Origin of the sequence: Kribbella albertanoniae, assembly GCF_004348455.1 — a bacterium.
Lineage (GTDB): Bacteria > Actinomycetota > Actinomycetes > Propionibacteriales > Kribbellaceae > Kribbella > Kribbella albertanoniae.
Window position 1 is genome coordinate 1 of the sequence record NZ_SMKA01000240.1, and the last position, 15197, is coordinate 15197.

General features: G+C 67.3%; 19 protein-coding genes. 7 read left to right on the plus strand and 12 right to left on the minus strand.

Annotated features, from left to right (window positions below; all coding sequences use genetic code 11):
* Both E1261_RS34855 and E1261_RS34860 read right to left on the minus strand, forming a co-directional pair.
* The coding region (locus tag E1261_RS34855; protein ID WP_132413989.1) for a DUF222 domain-containing protein at positions 1 to 799 on the minus strand (799 nt) is incomplete at its 3' end.
* A gap of 120 nt (positions 800 to 919) precedes the next feature.
* A complete protein-coding gene (locus E1261_RS34860; RefSeq protein WP_132413990.1) occupies positions 920 to 1783 on the minus strand; it encodes a LysR family transcriptional regulator in 864 nt (287 codons plus the stop codon).
* Positions 1784 to 1855: 72 nt separating this feature from the next.
* Here E1261_RS34860 and E1261_RS34865 point away from each other — a divergent pair, with 72 nt between their 5' ends.
* Positions 1856 to 2515 carry a type 1 glutamine amidotransferase domain-containing protein gene (locus E1261_RS34865; protein WP_132413991.1) on the plus strand — a complete coding sequence of 220 codons (660 nt, stop codon included), beginning with the start codon at positions 1856 to 1858 and terminating at the stop codon, positions 2513 to 2515.
* 4 nt (positions 2516 to 2519) lie between these two features.
* Here the strand turns inward: E1261_RS34865 and E1261_RS34870 are convergent, their stop codons facing one another.
* On the minus strand, positions 2520 to 3545 hold the full coding sequence (locus E1261_RS34870) for a methyltransferase (protein ID WP_132413992.1): 1026 nt from the start codon (positions 3543 to 3545) through the stop codon (positions 2520 to 2522).
* A 23-nt stretch (positions 3546 to 3568) separates the two neighbouring features.
* Entirely contained in the window at positions 3569 to 4195 is a 627-nt protein-coding gene (locus E1261_RS34875) for a TIGR03086 family metal-binding protein (protein ID WP_132413993.1), read from the minus strand.
* A 51-nt stretch (positions 4196 to 4246) separates the two neighbouring features.
* Between E1261_RS34875 and E1261_RS34880 the strand changes: the two genes are divergently transcribed.
* The 4 genes from E1261_RS34880 to E1261_RS34895 all read left to right on the plus strand — a co-directional run bounded on the left by E1261_RS34880 (position 4247) and on the right by E1261_RS34895 (position 6392).
* Entirely contained in the window at positions 4247 to 4657 is a 411-nt protein-coding gene (locus E1261_RS34880) for a MarR family winged helix-turn-helix transcriptional regulator (protein ID WP_132413994.1), read from the plus strand.
* 119 nt (positions 4658 to 4776) lie between these two features.
* Positions 4777 to 5190, plus strand: coding sequence for a DoxX family protein (locus tag E1261_RS34885; protein ID WP_132413995.1), 414 nt, complete (start codon positions 4777 to 4779; stop codon positions 5188 to 5190).
* 33 nt (positions 5191 to 5223) lie between these two features.
* Entirely contained in the window at positions 5224 to 5733 is a 510-nt protein-coding gene (locus tag E1261_RS34890) for a sigma-70 family RNA polymerase sigma factor (RefSeq protein ID WP_132413996.1), read from the plus strand.
* Positions 5730 to 6392, plus strand: coding sequence for an anti-sigma factor family protein (locus E1261_RS34895; protein ID WP_132413997.1), 663 nt, complete (start codon positions 5730 to 5732; stop codon positions 6390 to 6392). The genes E1261_RS34890 and E1261_RS34895 overlap by 4 nt, the downstream gene beginning before the upstream one ends.
* 360 nt (positions 6393 to 6752) lie before the next feature.
* Here E1261_RS34895 and E1261_RS34900 read toward each other — a convergent pair whose 3' ends face one another.
* The 5 genes from E1261_RS34900 to E1261_RS34920 form a co-directional block, all read right to left on the minus strand.
* Complete coding sequence (locus tag E1261_RS34900) at positions 6753 to 6992, minus strand: hypothetical protein (RefSeq protein WP_132413998.1); 240 nt, start codon at positions 6990 to 6992, stop codon at positions 6753 to 6755.
* Between the two features lie 62 nt (positions 6993 to 7054).
* A complete protein-coding gene (locus E1261_RS34905) occupies positions 7055 to 7840 on the minus strand; it encodes an arylamine N-acetyltransferase family protein (protein ID WP_132413999.1) in 786 nt (261 codons plus the stop codon).
* Between the two features lie 18 nt (positions 7841 to 7858).
* Complete coding sequence (locus E1261_RS34910) at positions 7859 to 8260, minus strand: VOC family protein (RefSeq protein WP_132414000.1); 402 nt, start codon at positions 8258 to 8260, stop codon at positions 7859 to 7861.
* Between the two features lie 11 nt (positions 8261 to 8271).
* A complete protein-coding gene (locus tag E1261_RS34915) occupies positions 8272 to 8598 on the minus strand; it encodes an SgcJ/EcaC family oxidoreductase (RefSeq protein WP_132414001.1) in 327 nt (108 codons plus the stop codon).
* 1 nt (position 8599) lies between these two features.
* A complete protein-coding gene (locus E1261_RS34920; RefSeq protein WP_132414002.1) occupies positions 8600 to 9310 on the minus strand; it encodes an SDR family NAD(P)-dependent oxidoreductase in 711 nt (236 codons plus the stop codon).
* Between the two features lie 110 nt (positions 9311 to 9420).
* Here E1261_RS34920 and E1261_RS46965 point away from each other — a divergent pair, with 110 nt between their 5' ends.
* Positions 9421 to 10350, plus strand: coding sequence for a LysR family transcriptional regulator (locus tag E1261_RS46965; RefSeq protein ID WP_132414003.1), 930 nt, complete (start codon positions 9421 to 9423; stop codon positions 10348 to 10350).
* Here E1261_RS46965 and E1261_RS34930 read toward each other — a convergent pair.
* A complete protein-coding gene (locus E1261_RS34930) occupies positions 10338 to 11108 on the minus strand; it encodes a GntR family transcriptional regulator (protein WP_132414004.1) in 771 nt (256 codons plus the stop codon). The genes E1261_RS46965 and E1261_RS34930 overlap by 13 nt on opposite strands.
* A 99-nt stretch (positions 11109 to 11207) precedes the next feature.
* On the opposite strand from E1261_RS34930, the gene E1261_RS34935 reads away from it, so the two are divergent.
* Positions 11208 to 12317, plus strand: coding sequence for a YeiH family protein (locus E1261_RS34935; RefSeq protein WP_132414005.1), 1110 nt, complete (start codon positions 11208 to 11210; stop codon positions 12315 to 12317).
* On the opposite strand, the gene E1261_RS34940 is transcribed toward E1261_RS34935, so the two are convergent.
* Positions 12299 to 14110: a glycoside hydrolase family 2 protein gene (locus tag E1261_RS34940; RefSeq protein WP_132414006.1), complete on the minus strand. Its 1812-nt coding sequence runs from the start codon at positions 14108 to 14110 to the stop codon at positions 12299 to 12301. The two genes, E1261_RS34935 and E1261_RS34940, sit on opposite strands and share 19 nt — an antisense overlap.
* A gap of 322 nt (positions 14111 to 14432) precedes the next feature.
* A complete protein-coding gene (locus E1261_RS34945; protein WP_132414007.1) occupies positions 14433 to 15002 on the minus strand; it encodes an SAM-dependent methyltransferase in 570 nt (189 codons plus the stop codon).
* Positions 15003 to 15197: the final 195 nt, after the last annotated feature.

A 15197-nucleotide genomic window follows, 5' to 3' on the forward strand; every position in this document is an offset into this window, starting at 1 on the left:
GGCTTGGTGTGGCTGGGGTGGGGTTGTTGCGGGCTTGGGTGAGGAGTTCTTGGGCGAAGACCGGGTCGGCGATGATGCCGACGGCGTCGGCGCAGCGGGTCTGGGCCGGGCGGGTGTCGCCGATGGCTTGCTGGGCGTCGCTGAGGGCGTGGATGGTGGCGTTGAACCGGATGGCCGCACCGCTGGAGGTGCGGATGTAGATGGTCTTGGTGCCGTGCTCGTCGGACCGGCCGACGAACACCCCGCGCTCGCGGACCTTCGCGGCCGCCTCGGCGCGGGCTCCATCGGGGTCGATGTGCATCTTGGCTGCCTTGACGATCTTGTCCAGGCGGTACGGCGTGATCGTGTCGATCAGCGCGGCAATCCGGGTGTCGACGTACTGGGCGGCCTCCTCGGACAGGGCCATGCAGTCACGCACGATCCGGCAGGCCTTCCACGGGGTTGCCTCACCTGACAGGACTTGCGCCCAGGTGAACGGGAAACGGTGCCGCAACGCCATTGCCTCGCCGATGATCTTGGCTGCGACTCCGGCCGAGACACCGAGCACGGCCGCATACTCGGAGATCGCGAAATCCGCGATCTCCGGGCAGCCATCGCCGCCGAGAACCACCGCACGTTCGCGGCCTTCGAACGAACGCCGACCAGGGCGCGGGGTGCAGGCGTCGGGATGGAAACGGTCGGCATAGACCAAGGCATGTTCGAGACCACGGGCATCGGCCCGGGCCGACATCGCGCGGCACTCGGCGGCCGACTCCATCAGGTCGGCGGTCGAGAGCTGCGTCAGATCTTCATCGAACATGTGTTCGATTCTATGCGTTGCAAGAAGCGATGAGCAAATCGGCAGGAGAGCTGAATCCCTTGTCCACAAGGGAAAACATCACACCGAAACCAGCCGCAAATCCGTGTATGCCTCGAGGCGTCAGCGCAGTACGGCGAGCAAATGCGCTTGTACGGCGGTTGTCGTGGGACCGGCGTCGGTGCGCGTCACCAGGTAGAGCGTGTTAAGTGGTGGGACCTCTGGAGTGGCCAGCGGAATGAGCGTGCCGTTGGCGAGGTGTGGGTGGCAGAGGTAAGTGGGGAGGACCGTCAGGCCCGCACCGGCGAGAGTGGCGGTGAGGGCGCCGCGGAGGTCGGGGACGACCAGGTCGGGTGTTCGGGTGAGGCGCGTGTTGAAGACGGTCCGCCAATAACGACGGAGGATCGGGGCCTCTTCGGCGTACGCGATCAGCGGGATCGCGCGGAGTTCGTCCGGGCTCGTGACCGGAGTCGTAGGAGCCCAGTGGGGCGCGGCGACGAGGGTGAAGGTCTCGTCGTAGCAGGGGGTTGCGCGTAGGCCCGCGCGGCGGGGGCGGGTCGAGCTGAGGACGAGGTCGAGGCTGCGGTCCTGCAGGCGATCGAGGAGGTCGTCAGGGAGGCCGAAGGTTGTCCGGACCTGGAGTCCAGTGGCGATGCGCGGGGCCAGGGCGGGGAGGACCTGGTGGCAGAGGAAGTCTGACGGGCCGCCGAGGTGCAGGGTTGCCGGAGCTGGGTCGTCGAGTTCGATGCTCAGTAGGGATTGAAGGGTGTCGACCGGGTCGGCGATGCGACGGGCCAGCTCGTTGCCGGCGCTGGTCGGGCGGACGCCGCGGGGGAGGCGATCGAAGAGCGGTCGGCCGAGGTTGCGCTCGAGTGTCTTCAGTTGCGCGGTGACGGTCGGCTGGGACAGGCCGAGGACCTGGGCGCCGCCCGTGATCGATCCGGCCCGGTGAACAGCGAGGAAAGTCCGAAGCAAGTCGAGGGACATATCAGGAATTTTATGCCTCGACCCAGGAAGCGCTATTGGTTTCCGATGACCCCGCCGACGCACGATGGGCACATGACACGCGTACTGATTGCACTGACCAGCCACTCCGACCTCGGCGACACCGGGCGGAAGACCGGCTTCTATGTCTCCGAGGCCGCCGAGCCGTGGACCGTCTTCACCGAGGCCGGGTACGAGGTGGGCCTGGTCTCCGTTGCCGGCGGACGACCGCCGATCGACGGTCTCGACGAGAACGACCCGATCCAGCAGAAGTTCCTCGCCGCCGTCGACCTCGATCACACCCCGGTCGCCGCCGAGCTGGACGCGACGACGTACGACGCGATCTTCTTTGCGGGCGGGCACGGGACGATGTGGGACTTCCCCGAGGCCGATGACCTGCTGAAGCTCGCCGCCCAGATCTACGAGGATGGCGGTGTGGTCGCGGCGGTCTGCCACGGGCCGTCGGCGCTGGTGAACCTGAAGCTTGCCGACGGCAAGTACCTCGTCGACGGCAAGAACGTGGCCGGCTTCACCAACGCCGAAGAGGAGGCCGTCGGCCTGACCGACGTCGTCCCCTTCCTCCTCGCCGACGAGCTCACCAAGCGCGGCGCGATCCACCACCCGGCCGACAACTTCGCCGTACAGGCCGTCGCCGACGGGCGCCTGGTCACCGGCCAGAACCCGCAGTCCGCCCAGCTGACCGCCGAGAAGACCGTCGAGGCCCTGGCCGGCTGACGCGTCAGGCGGGGGTGCCCTCGATCAGCCAGAAGCCGGTCTCCGGTGGGAGAGCCTGTACGGCGGTCAGCTCGTAACCCGCGCGTTTGAGCAGGGACTCGAAGTCGGCGCGGGTGCGTTCGCGGCCGCCGACGTTGACGAGCATGTTGAGATCGCTCAGGTAGAGACCGGGAGTGACACCGGCCTGGGCGCGGTCCGGGAGGATCGGTTCGACGATCACCAGGCGGCCGTCTGCCGGGATGGTGGCGCGGCTGTGGCGCAGAATTTGTTCGCAGTGGTCGTCGGACCAGTCGTGGATGATGCTCTTCACCAGGTGCAGGTCGTAGCCGTCGGGGATGGCGGTGAAGAAGTCGCCAGTGACGACCGAGGCACGGTCGGTCAGCCCGGCATCGGCGTACCGGGCCGGTGCCTGGGCGGCGCCCTCGGCCGAGTCGAGGACGGCGCCGCGGAGGTTCGGATGCGCCTGCAGAATCGCGGTCAGCAAGGTGCCGTCGCCACCGCCGATGTCGAGCACCGAGGTGAACCGCCCGAAGTCGTAGGCCGAGGGCGCAGCCGCCGCGACACCGCGAGTCGCGGCGCTCATCGACGCGTTGAACAGCGCCGACTTTTGCGGCTCTGCGGCCAACTGAGCGAAGAACGGCTGCCCGAAGATGTCGTCGAACGTCGTCCGTCCGTTCCGTACGGCGGTCGCCAGCTCCTCCCAGCCTCGGGTCATCAACGGGTCGGTGAACATCGCCACGATCGCCTGGACCGAGGCCGGATGGTCACGCCCCAGCAGGTCGGCCTCCGGCAGTACTTCGAAATGGTCGTCCTCGTGTTCGGCGAACAAGCCGAGCGCGGTGAGGGCGCGGAGCAGCCGCCGGGTGCTGTCGACCGGGAGCCCGAGCTCGGCCGCGACCTCCTTGGCCGGCCGCGGTACGCCGCCGAACGCGTCGACCACCCCGAGCTGGGCCGTCGCCCGCACGACATACGCGGGCATGAAGCCGAAAATCAGCTGTCGTAGTTGGGATCCTGGCGGTGCGGTGCTCATGAAGGTCCTCCCCAGAAACGATGTTAGTTAGGTAACCCTAACTTCGATTGGGAAACGGGGCTAGGCCACTCCGGGGAACGGCCTAGCAGGGCGACGATGCGATCGAGTTGACCGGCACCGGACCACTCGACGTCCGGACCGAAGGCGGCTCCAGGGGTGAGTCGCGCCTCGCCGACCGGAACGATCTGCGCGACCGACCAGGCTGCGTCCAGGACGTCCTGGGTGAATTCGACAGTGGTCCCGAGCGCCTTCGCCAGGTCCCAGCTGTGCACCACGTAGTCGACGAAGTGGAAGCTGATCGCCTGGTGACCGGGCACCTTCACATCCGGGCCGAACTCGGTCAGCGGGAAGAGTCGCTCGGTCACGCCCTCCTCCGCAAAAGCCGCCAGGACGTGCTCGGCGGACTCGATGTAGGCCTGCGCAGGGTCATCGCCGAGCTCGCGCAGCTTCCAGATCTCGGGGTTGCCGTCACCGCGGGAGGCGGCCGCGAAGCCGTAGTGCTGGGTGGTCATGTGGGCGAGCAGACCGTAGACCGTCCAGGCCCGGCAGGGTGTCGGCTTGCTGAGATCGGCGTCGGTGACACCGGCGGCCAGTTCGATGCTGACGTTGACGGCCCGGCGGTCGAGGGAGACGAAATCGATAGTAGACATGCGTAGATCATAAGCGCCTGCATATGATTGCGCCAGTGTTATCGTCCGGGTATGGAAGAGCGCCCCGATCTGGCCGCGCTGCTGTATCCGCTGGTGCGGGTGCTGATCGCCGCCGAGACGCCGATCCTCGCCACCCATGACGTCTCGATGTGGGGCTACTCGGTGCTGACCGCACTCGACGAGACACCGGTCCGGACCCAGGCGGCGCTGGCCGAGGCGATCGGTGCGGACAAGTCGCGGATCATCGGGACGCTCGACGAGCTGCAGTCGGCCGGCCTGATCGAGCGGACGCCGGATCCCGACGACCGCCGGGTGCGACTGCTCTCCATCACCGCGAAGGGCCGCCGGATCCGCCGTGCGGTCCGCAAGAGCATCCGGGCGTACGAGGACGAGCTGCTCAGCAAGCTCCCGGCCGCCGACCGGACGGCGTTTTTGCGGTCGTTGCGGGCTTTACAGCAGTAGAGCGTTTTAGTGCAACCGATTCGCCTCGTGACGTAAAGGGCACGCTCGGTTGAACCGAAGGGGCAGGGGATCCGTTCGCATGGGCAAGTCCCCAAACCGCCCCTTGAGGAGTGAGGCTCATGCAGGTACTGGAGCGTTATCAGTCACAGGTCATCGCTGTTTTCCGGATCGTGGTCGGCTTCCTGTTCGCCACCCACGGTGCTGCGTCGGTGTTCGGTGTTCTCGGGTCCAAGCAGGCCGAGGTGTTCGCCTGGCCGTCGTGGTGGGCCGCGCTGATCCAGATGGTCGGCGGAGCGTTGGTGGCGATCGGGTTCGGTACCCGGTACGCCGCTTTGCTCTGCTCCGGGTCGATGGCGTACGCCTACTTCACCGTTCACCAGGTGGATGCTTTGCTGCCCGTGCAGAATGGTGGCGAGAAAGCGGCGCTGTTCTGCTTCGCGTTTCTGCTGATCGCAGTTCTCGGCAACGGCGCCTGGGCGCTGGAGCGGGGGACGGCGGCCACGCAGCGGCAGACGGCATCCGTGACCAAGTGACGTGAGCCCATGCCCGACAGAGCAGGAGCCCCGATGGCCGACGACCGGGCCGCGATGCTGCGCGAGCTGCACGATGTGCATGCCCCCGCACTGTGGCGGTTCGTGGTGCGGCTGACCGGCGACGACCGACTGGCCGAGGACGTCGTCCAGGAAACCCTGCTCCGGGCATGGCGAAGGCCGCAGATCCTGACCGAGGACGAAGCGGGGGCCCGGGCCTGGCTGTTCACGGTGGCGCGCAATCTCGTCATCGACGACCGGCGCAGTGCCCGGGTCAACCGCGAGGTGGCCAGCGGCGACCTGCCGGAGAAACCCAGCACCGACCACGCGAACGCCGTACTGGATGCGTGGTTGGTGGCGGAGTCACTGGCTCAGTTGTCGGAGGAGCATCGGCAGGTGATCGTCCGTGCGTACTACGGGCGCCGGACGGTCACCGACATCGCCGCGGAGCTGGATATCCCGTCGGGCACCGTGAAGTCGCGGCTGCACTACGGGTTGCGGGCGATGAAGCTCGCGTTGCAGGAGAAGGGGGTGACAAGCCAGTGAGTGACAAGTACCGGGAGTGGGACGCGGCGTACCTGCTGGGTGCGCTGTCGGCTTCCGAGCGCCGGGAGTACGAGGAGCATCTGACGACCTGCGCCGAGTGTTCGGCGGCGGTGGCGTCGCTGACCGCCGTACCGGCTGCGTTGGCCGTGCTGCCGGGCGACCAGGCGATGATGTCGGTCTCGATCAGTACGCCGAACCTGCTGCCGGGGCTGGCTCGCAAGGTCGCCGATGATCGCAAACGCCGACGGTTCCGGGTGGGTGGGCTGGTGGCCGCCGTCTCGGCCGTGTCGATCGGGGTCGGCGCGGTGCTCGCGGTCCCGCTGGTTCAGGACGAGCCGCAGGGCGACTACGTCGTACTCGCGCAGACCGTGGAGAGCAAGCTGTCCGCCGACGCCCGGCTGGTGCCGGAGCGCTGGGGGACGACCATCGAGATCAGCTGCCGGTACGACGAGTTGGCGACACCGAGTGAGCGCGCCCGAGGGTACGAGCTGTACCTCACCGACGCGTCGGGGAAGGCGCAGTTGCTGGCGACCTGGACGGCCGCGCCCGGTACGACGGTGAAGCCGGCGGCGACCACGAAGTTGCGGCGGAACGAGATCAGCGCGCTGGACATCCGCAGTTCGGAAAGCGGCCGGATTCTGTTAGCTGTGCATTTCTGAGCGAAAGCGTGCATGTTGCAGCACGGCTGGGGCACCTGGGGACCACGAGCCGCCGGTCGCGCGCGAGGCCGACGACCCAGGCCCCGGTGTTCAGGGATGAGTGCACCGGGGTCGCCCCAACGTGTCCGGCTACTGGGTCCGCCGCGGAACCCGGAAGAATTTTCCCTGAATCGTGTAACACTCTGGCCGTCACCAGCGATACACCGTGTGTAACGCCACTGAGGATCCCGTCCCAGGTCAACCGCCCGAAGGGCCTGGGACGGGGTTCTCGTCCGCCGCTAGGCGCCCCGGCCCGGCGTTACAGCAGAAGGCCCCCGGTTGACTCGCATCCCGGGGGCCTTCTCATGTTCTACGGCCCTCCTACGAGGCCTGCTCGTTCGGCGCGGGCGGCGCGGTCAGCGCGATTTGGTCCGCCGGCAGGCGTTCCGTCCGCTCCTGACCCTCGTCGTCCTCGTACTGCACCAGACCGGTCCATCCCGACTCCTCATGCTCGCGGCCGATCAACCAGCCGCGGCGCCATCGGCCGTCCGCGAAGACGACCACATGACCTGGCAGAGGGAGACGGGACACCAGGTCGGCACCGGGTTCGAACTCACTCATGGCCGTAGAATAAGCGCTTTTCGCCGGTCCCGCCTCTCGAAGCGTGTCTTCTCACACCCTTCTCAGACAAGTTTCAACCGGTCGACCTCTTCGTCACTGAGCACAACGTCCAGTCCAGCAAGGACATCCGGCAGGTCATCAGCCGGTACGGCGCGCGTCGTCGACCGGCCATCGGCGTACTCGACAGTGAGCTCGGAACCGACCAGCCGCCGTACGACGCCGTCCGCGACCCGCATCACCACCGGGCGACCGGTGAACGGCGAATTGGGATGCGTGGAAACGTAGTGGTGGTAGACCTCGTAGTCGACCGGCCGGACCGGCTCGTCGTTCGATGCGTGCTGTGGAACCCAACCATCAGTGGTTTGTTTCGCCAACGTCCACACATCGCCGTCGCGAGTCAGTCGATGATCCCAACCGCCTTGGTCGATGACGACGCCGTCCTTGAGTGGTGTCGGGTACAGCTGACCGGCGCCGAATCCCACGTCCGCAAGGAATTCCTGGCCGTCCACCCCGACCTTGAGCAGGGCGTGGGTTCGCGGTCCGGCCTTGTGTGGTTGGACTCTGGCCACTCGTCTGCTGACCTCGAAGCCGAGCCGCTCGAGCGCTGCGCCGAACAGCAGTGTGTGCTCATAGCAGTAGCCGCCGCGCTGCCGCCGTACCAGCTTGTTCTGAACGGCTTCCAGCTCGATGCCGGGATGGGTGCCGAGGATGACGTCGATGTTCTCGAACGGGATCGCCAGCACGTGCGCGCGGTGCAGACTCGACAGGCTGTCGGCGGACGGGGTGACGTGCGGATGCGCGATCCGCTCGAGGTAGGCGGGCAGGTCGAGGGCCTCGATATTCCACATGCGCGGTAGTGGAACACTTCAAGACGACTTGAGGTCAAGCTCCGTGAACAACGTGAGCTGGATGCCGCCGGGAGTCTCGAGGCGGGCGTTCAGTGAGTTCCAGGGCGTCCTGGTCGGCTCGGAGATCACGGTCGCGCCTGCGTCCGCAAGCGTTTGCGTCATCGCCGTCGCATCGTCGACCTCGAACGCCACCCGGTACTTGCCGGCGACCCGGCGGCCGACCTCGACCTCGTCGATGAAGTCGGCCTGACCCGGATCCGCGATCTCGAGAGTCGCGCGCTCGACCTCGAGAATCGTCACCCGCCCGTCCGCCGATGAGTACGACTCGCGCTCGGCCAGGCCGAGCACATCGCGGTAGAACGTCACCGCCTCGTCGTAGTCGTCCGCCGTGACCACCAACCGCAACTCTTTGACTCCCATGCAGCCAGTATCTACAGCCGGGAGACCTGGTAGTGCGCGATCAGCCCTTTGTTCAGCAACACACTGAGATTGACGGTGATCGTCGGACGGTCCGTGAAGCTGAAATCGACGGTCAGATACAGGAGCAGCAAGTCGTCGGCCAGTTGGCGGGTCTCCAGTACGTCGTACTTCGCGGTCAGGCCTCGCGGTTGCGAGTCGTAGTACTCGGCCACGGCGTCACGGCCGACGCCGTACGGGCGTAGTCCTTGGAAGATCGCGTCCTCGGTGAAGAGTGCGGCGACGGCCTTCGGGTCGTGGGCGGCGATGCCGGCCGCCCACTGGTCAAGCGTTTCGTTCATCTCAGTGACCTGCCTGCTGGCCGCCGTCGACGTGCAGGATCTCGCCGGTGACGAACTTCGCGCTCTCGAGGTAGGTGACCGCGTCGACGATCTCGTCGATCTCGCCGAGGCGGCCGACCGGGTGCAGGGCCGCGAGGAACTCGTGGGTTTCCTCGGGGTGCATCGGCGTCCGGATGATGCCGGGGGAGACGGCGTTGAAGCGGACGTTGCGGGCGGCGTACTCGATCGCGAGCGACCTGGTGACGGAGTTCAGTCCGCCCTTGGTCAGTGCGGCGAGTGCTGCCGGAACCGCGCTCAGGGCGTGCTCGGAGAAGGTCGTGGTGATGTTGACGACGTGGCCGCCCTCGCCGGTCTCGACCATCGCGGCGACCGCCCGGCGGGTGGTCTCGAAGAAGCCGCGCAGGTTGATGCCGCTGACCTGGGCGAACTCCTCGTCGGTGTAGTCGGTGAACGGCTTGGCCACGAAGACGCCGGCGTTGTTGACCAGGGTGTCGATCCGGCCGAAGGTCTCCAGGCCCTTCTCGATCACCTCGGTCCCGATGCCGGCCCGGCCGATGTCGCCGGGCACGGCCAGGACCCACGGGTCGTCCGAGCGCGTGATCGTCCGCGAGTTCGCGACGACGGCGTACCCGAGTTTGCGGTACGCCGTCACGAGGCCGGCGCCGATCCCCTGCGAGGCCCCGGTGATCACGGCGACTTTCTGGGTGTTCATGGTTCTCCCTCTCTGGATGGTTCCTGTACTTCGATAGTTGTCGAACCATCGGGGGTTTTCCACGACCGGTCTTCTCCCAGCTGGGAGGCTGCGGCTACTAGGCTGCCAGGGTGGAGCTTCGGCAGTTGCGGTACTTCGTGGCGGTCGCCGAGGAGCTGAACTTCGGGCGGGCCGCGGCGCGGCTGCACATCGCCGGGCCGTCGCTGTCGCAGCAGATCAAGTCGCTCGAGCGGGACCTCGGGGTCCGGCTGTTCGAGCGCGATCGGCGTACCGTCACGCTGACCGCTCACGGTGAGACGTTGCTGCCGCGGACGCGCGCGTTGCTGGAGCAGGCCGACGACCTCCGCCGTACGGCGCGTGGGTTCGCGGCGAGTGAGCCGGTGCGGCTGGGGTATGTGAGCTGGCGGCCGGCGGATCTCGAGGAGCGGGTCTCCGGGGTTGCGCGGCTGCGGGTGGACGCCTGGGTGATGCCGTCGCACACGCAGGCGGCGCGGGTGGCGGACGGGAGTCTCGATCTGGCGATCACCTGGGTGCGGGCGACGGATCTCGCCGAGCAGCAACTAACCGGTCGGTTACTTGGTGCCGATCGGCTGTACGCCGTCTCGATCGGCGACGAGTCTCCTGTGGCTGGTCGGGACACGGTCGTGCTCGTCGACGCAGACACAGCAACGTGGGCCTCGTGGAACATCTATGCGATCGAGTTCGCCCGCTCGGTCGGCGCAACGGTTGAGCGGATCGACGACCACGGGATCACCGGGTCGGCGTTCTTCGACCATGTACGGCGGCTGGGGCGGCCGGTGCTGAGTTCGCCGAAGCGGGATGCCACTCCGATGCCCAGTGGGTTCACTCGGCGGCCGGTGGTTGATCCGGTACCCCTGTGGACGTGGGCGCTGGTGTCGCGGTCGGACGAATCCGATCCCGCCGTACTCGCCACGGTGGAGGCGTTGACGCGGGACGTCGTGGTCGAACTCGGACCCGCGCCGTACTGGCTGCCGGGCGATGACCCGTTCCGGCCGGGGGCTTTGACCTACCAGCCGTGAGCCTGCGCTGTGGCTGGTGTCAGCCGGTAGCCGGTGTTCTCGGAGAACTCGGCTGACAGGGCGAAGCGGTCGCCGCGGACGATGGTGTGGCGCCACTCGACCGGACGGTTCTGAGCGGTGCCCTGTCTGATGATCGAGAAGACCGCGGCCTCGGCCGGGCAGTGCAGCGACGCGCGCTCGGCCGTGGACGGCATCACTGCGCGGATGTCCTCGCGACCGTGGTCCAGGCGGAGGCCGGTGCGCTCGGCGAGCTCGTTGTACAGGCTGGTGTGGGTGAAGTCGGCATCCAGCAGCGGCTCCGCCAGTACGGCGGGCAGCCAGACTCGGTCGAGCGCCAGTGGTTCGTCCCCGGCGTACCGGAGGCGCTCCAGGTAGAGCAGGGGGATGGATGCCTCGAGCTCGAGGCGGGCGGCGATGACGCCGTCGGCGCGGATGTCGAGGGCGCGGACCACGCTGTGCTGGTCGAGGCCTGAGGCCTCCACGGAGGAGAACAGGCTGTAGAGGGCTCCCATTGGCTGCCTGATCTCGGGGACGGCTGCGACCCTGGGCTGGCGGCCGCGCCCCGCCACGATCAGGCCGTCTGCCCGTAGCTGGCCGAGCGCCTGGCGGACGGTGTGGCGGCTGACGGCGTACTGCTCGACCAGCGCCAGCTCACCGGGGAAGGCGGCGTCGAACGCGCCGGACTGCAGGCGCTTGATCAGGTCTTCCTGCAGTTGCTTCCACAACGGCTCGCCGCCTGAGCGGTCCAGCACGGTCATCCTTCGAGCCTCCGGTTTGCCAAATGTCCGGTCATCTCTTAGCTTAAATGTACGCACATTTTCTGGTGCGCATATTTTCTGCAGGGAGGAGCCGGGCTGATGGTGCAGGTCGAGATTAGGCCAACTCGTACCGCGACCTGGCACTTTCCTCCGCTGCGTGGGCGGTGGCCCGGCCTGCTCGTCGTTGTGGTGCTCGCCGCCGCGGCGGTCCCGCTCGGCCGGCTGGTGCCGGTGGTCGGCGGGCCGGTGTTCGGGATCGTGTTCGGGGTGCTGGCCGGGCTGGCGTTTCCGCGGGTTCGATCCGAGGTGTTCCGGCCGGGGATCGACTTCGCGTCGAAGAACTTGCTGCAGCTGTCGATCGTCGTGCTGGGGACCGGGTTGTCATTGCAGCAGGTGGCTCAGGTCGGCCTGTCGTCGTTGCCGGTGATGCTGGGCACGCTCGCGCTCGCGCTGGGTGGGGCCTGGTTGTTCGGGCGACTGCTCGATGTCCGGGACGACACACAGATCCTGATCGGCGTCGGTACGGCGATCTGCGGTGGCTCGGCGATCGCGGCCGCGACGGCGGCGATCGGGGCGCGGCGGTCGTCGGTCGCTTATGCTCTCGCGACGATTTTCACCTTCAATGTGGTGGCGGTGCTGACGTTTCCGCCGCTCGGGCACCTGCTCGGGATGAGTCCGGAGGCCTTTGGGTTGTGGGCGGGGACAGCAATCAACGACACGTCGTCCGTGGTTGCGGCTGGGTATGCGTACAGCCAGAGTGCGGGTGATCAGGCGATCGTCGTGAAGCTGACTCGCTCACTCACGTTGATCCCGATCGTGCTGACGCTGGTCGCCTTGAAGGTTCGCCGGGAGAACCGGGCAGCGCGGGCGCTCGACGCGGCCCGGGCGGCCGACGTACAGGGTGCTTCGTATGACGGGGCCACTGCCTCGACGCGTGGTCCGCTGCCGTGGAAGAAGCTGGTTCCGCTCTTCCTGATCGGCTTCATCGCTGCGGCCGGGTTGCGGACGGCGGGTGTCGTGCCGGATGCGTCGCTGCCGGCGCTGAGCCTGATCGGGACCTGCCTGATCACCGCCGCGCTGACCGCGATCGGTCTGTCACTGAGGCCGCGTGAGCTGCGCGACGCAGGACCCAGACCGCTCCTGCTCGGAGCGATTCTCTGGATCCTGGTCGCGGTCGGCAGCCTGGTCCTTCAGTCCTTCTTCTCGTAGGCGGCCGGGCGGGTCTGCGCCGCCTGGATCCGCGGTACGTCGAGCTTGCTGCTGCGGTCGAAGTTGTAGATCCCGTTCTCTTCCTGGAAGACATCGGTGAGCTGCGTGTAGCAGTAGCCGAACATCAACGGGTCGTCGAGCAGCGCGTCGACCAGACCGGTGAAGCGGACGTAGAAGTCCTCCTCGTCGGCGACCCGCTGGCCGTAGCCCCACGAGTCCTCCGAGTTGCCGGTCTTGCCCGCGGCCGCCTTCTCCGCGTTCCACCAGATGCCGCCGAACTCACTGCAGAAGTACGGCTGACCGTTGTAGGGCTGGGAGATCGGCCTGCCCTCAGGGCCGCCGAGGTTCCCGTACGGCTGGTTCTCCTTGAGACCCGCCATCTGCTTCGCGAACTCGGCTGGGTCCTGCTCGTAGTTGTGCGAGTCCCAGACGTCGGTCTCGGGCACGCGGTGCGAGTACCCCGACGAGTCGAGCACCGGGCGGGTCGAGTCGGCCGCCTTGGTCGCCAGGAACATCGCCCGGGTGACGTCGTCCAGCTGGGTGATCCGGTCGTGCAGGAGCTGATGCGTCTCGTTCAGCGGGCACCAACCGATGATGCTGGGATGGCTGTAGTCACGCTCAACCGCCTCCAGCCACTGCGCGACGTACGAGGCCGTCGGCTGCTGGTTGTCGTCGCCGGTGTGCCCGACCCCCGAACCCCAGTCGCCGAACTCGCCCCAGACCAGGTAGCCGAGCCGGTCCGCGTGGTAGAGGAACCGCTCCTCGAACACCTTCTGGTGCAGGCGTGCGCCGTTGAATCCGGCCGCGATACTCAGCTCGATGTCCTTGACGAGGGCTTCCTCGGTCGGCGCCGTCATCAGGCTCTCCGGCCAGTACCCCTGGTCCAGCACGAGCCGCTGGAACACGTGCTTGCCGTTGATCAGGATCGCCTGGCCGTTGACCGATACCGACCGCAGTCCGGCGTAGCTGTCGGCCGTGTCAATAACGTTGCCATCGGCATCGATCAGTTCGAGGAAGACGTCGTACAGGTGGGGGTCGGTGGTGTCCCACAGTCTTACGCGGTCCGTCGGCACCGGCAGTGTCAACCGCGGTGCGAGGTCGAGATCGGCGCGCACCTCGGCCGTCGTCACAACCCCGTCGGCGTCCTTGAGGGTGGCGCGGATCTTGAGGCCGGGCTTGTTGGCCGACACGGGTACGGCGAGGTGGAAGCTGGAGCCGGCCACATCCGGAGTGATCCGCGGCCGCTTCAGGTGCACCGTCGGCACCGCCTCGAGCCAGACGGTCTGCCAGATACCGGTCGTGCGCGTGTAGAGGCAGGCGTGGTTGAAGTACAACTGGCTCTGCTTGCCGCGCGCCTGCGGGCCCTTGTGGGTGTCCCGCGCGCGGACGACGATCGTCGCCTCCTCGCCGGGCTTGGCCACCTCGCTCAGGTTCGCACTGAACGGCGTGAACCCACCCCGATGGCGGACGACCTCGGTCCCGTTCACCCAGACGGTCGCGTCATGGTCGACGGCCTGGAAGTGCAGCACCGCCTCCTTGCCCGCCCACTCCTGCGGAACGGTCACCGTCGTCCGGTACCAAACCGCCTCCATGAAGTCGACATCCTCGACCCCGGAGAGTGCGCTTTCGGGTGCGAACGGAACGGTGATCCGGCCTTCCAGCTCCCGCTCCCGCACCCCCCGCTCCAGCCCACTGTCCGACCGATCGATCTCGAACTGCCACTCGCCGTTCAAGTTCACCCACTCGGCCCGCACGAACTGCGGACGCGGGTACTCGGCACGAGGCTGTGTCATAGAGGCTCCCGAAAGCATGAGAAGGCGGGTTCCAGAAGACAGTACAACGTTGGAATTGAGTCAGCAACGGGTGTTCAGCCAGTGGATCGGATCCCCCGGTACGGCGTGGCGCGGCGAGGACCCGGCAGATGTCGTCCCGGCCGCATCGCGAACCGCCGGAACGCCGCCTTTGTGGAACTTCACTGCCACGGAGCGACCGGAATGTTCCACAAAGCCGCGGTGAGGTCGTGGCCGGGGAGTGATCGTCGGGAAGGACACGTAGTGGTCGCCGCGATCCCGGATTGCCGGGTGCGCGTAGGCGTGGCTGGGGTTGGGTGGACGACTAGTACGTGTTGTTGGCGACGGTTGGGGTGGTGAAGAGGGCTGCGTTGAGGAAGGGGGTGCCGAAGGTGTTGGGGATGTTTGGGCGGACCGGGCGGAGGTCTACGGGGGTGAGGGCGGCGAAGGTGGTGCGGAGATCGTCCAGGGAGAAGGACATGCCGCCGGCGGTGTCGCCGGTGGTGAGGATTTCCAGGTCGGTGGGGGTTTCTACCTGGCCGGCGGCGAAGGTGATGATGGCGAAATGGCCGGCTGGGGCCAGGGCGGGGAGGATGCGTTCGAGGTAGGTCAGGCGGCGGTGGGGTGCTATGTGGTGGAAGCATCCGGAGTCGTAGATGACGTCGTACTGGTCGCCGGGGAGCGGGTCTCGGAGGATGTCGACGGCGCTCACCGTGGCGGAAGGCGGGAGGCCGGGGCGGATGCGGTCCAGGAGGTCGGCGGCCAGGTCGACGCCGTGGACGGTCGCGCCCTGGGTTGCGAACCAGCGCGTGTTGCGACCGGCGCCGCACCCGATGTCGAGAACTCGAGCACCCCGCAGTTCGCCCAGCAGCCCGCGGGTATGCCAGTCGACCAGAGGCTCGTCGGGAAGGTTGAACGAGGGGTCGAAAAGGTTGTTGGGGGAACGGTTTGCGGTTCTACTGCTGGGGTCTCATTCGACTGGGGGTCGGAGGTCGCGGTGCGCAAGCTTGGGGTTCTGGCGGTCGTGGTGGCGATGGTTGCGGGGGTCGCGGTCTGTCTCTTATGTACATCTGATGCTGCCGACGAATAG

Excerpts from the sequence above, each read along its gene's own strand:
- E1261_RS34930 (WP_132414004.1), bottom strand. The coding sequence starts at position 11,108 with ATGACCGTGCTGGACCGCTCAGGCGGCGAGCCGTTGTGGAAGCAACTG.
- E1261_RS34860 (WP_132413990.1), bottom strand. The coding sequence starts at position 1,783 with ATGTCCCTCGACTTGCTTCGGACTTTCCTCGCTGTTCACCGGGCCGGA.
- E1261_RS34885 (WP_132413995.1), top strand. The coding sequence starts at position 4,777 with ATGCAGGTACTGGAGCGTTATCAGTCACAGGTCATCGCTGTTTTCCGG.
- E1261_RS34865 (WP_132413991.1), top strand. The coding sequence starts at position 1,856 with ATGACACGCGTACTGATTGCACTGACCAGCCACTCCGACCTCGGCGAC.
- E1261_RS34915 (WP_132414001.1), bottom strand. The coding sequence starts at position 8,598 with ATGAACGAAACGCTTGACCAGTGGGCGGCCGGCATCGCCGCCCACGAC.
- E1261_RS34920 (WP_132414002.1), bottom strand. The coding sequence starts at position 9,310 with ATGAACACCCAGAAAGTCGCCGTGATCACCGGGGCCTCGCAGGGGATC.
- E1261_RS34890 (WP_132413996.1), top strand. The coding sequence starts at position 5,224 with ATGGCCGACGACCGGGCCGCGATGCTGCGCGAGCTGCACGATGTGCAT.
- E1261_RS34910 (WP_132414000.1), bottom strand. The coding sequence starts at position 8,260 with ATGGGAGTCAAAGAGTTGCGGTTGGTGGTCACGGCGGACGACTACGAC.
- E1261_RS34940 (WP_132414006.1), bottom strand. The coding sequence starts at position 14,110 with ATGACACAGCCTCGTGCCGAGTACCCGCGTCCGCAGTTCGTGCGGGCC.
- E1261_RS34900 (WP_132413998.1), bottom strand. The coding sequence starts at position 6,992 with ATGAGTGAGTTCGAACCCGGTGCCGACCTGGTGTCCCGTCTCCCTCTG.
- E1261_RS34870 (WP_132413992.1), bottom strand. The coding sequence starts at position 3,545 with ATGAGCACCGCACCGCCAGGATCCCAACTACGACAGCTGATTTTCGGC.
- E1261_RS34905 (WP_132413999.1), bottom strand. The coding sequence starts at position 7,840 with ATGTGGAATATCGAGGCCCTCGACCTGCCCGCCTACCTCGAGCGGATC.
- E1261_RS34875 (WP_132413993.1), bottom strand. The coding sequence starts at position 4,195 with ATGTCTACTATCGATTTCGTCTCCCTCGACCGCCGGGCCGTCAACGTC.
- E1261_RS34880 (WP_132413994.1), top strand. The coding sequence starts at position 4,247 with ATGGAAGAGCGCCCCGATCTGGCCGCGCTGCTGTATCCGCTGGTGCGG.
- E1261_RS34935 (WP_132414005.1), top strand. The coding sequence starts at position 11,208 with ATGGTGCAGGTCGAGATTAGGCCAACTCGTACCGCGACCTGGCACTTT.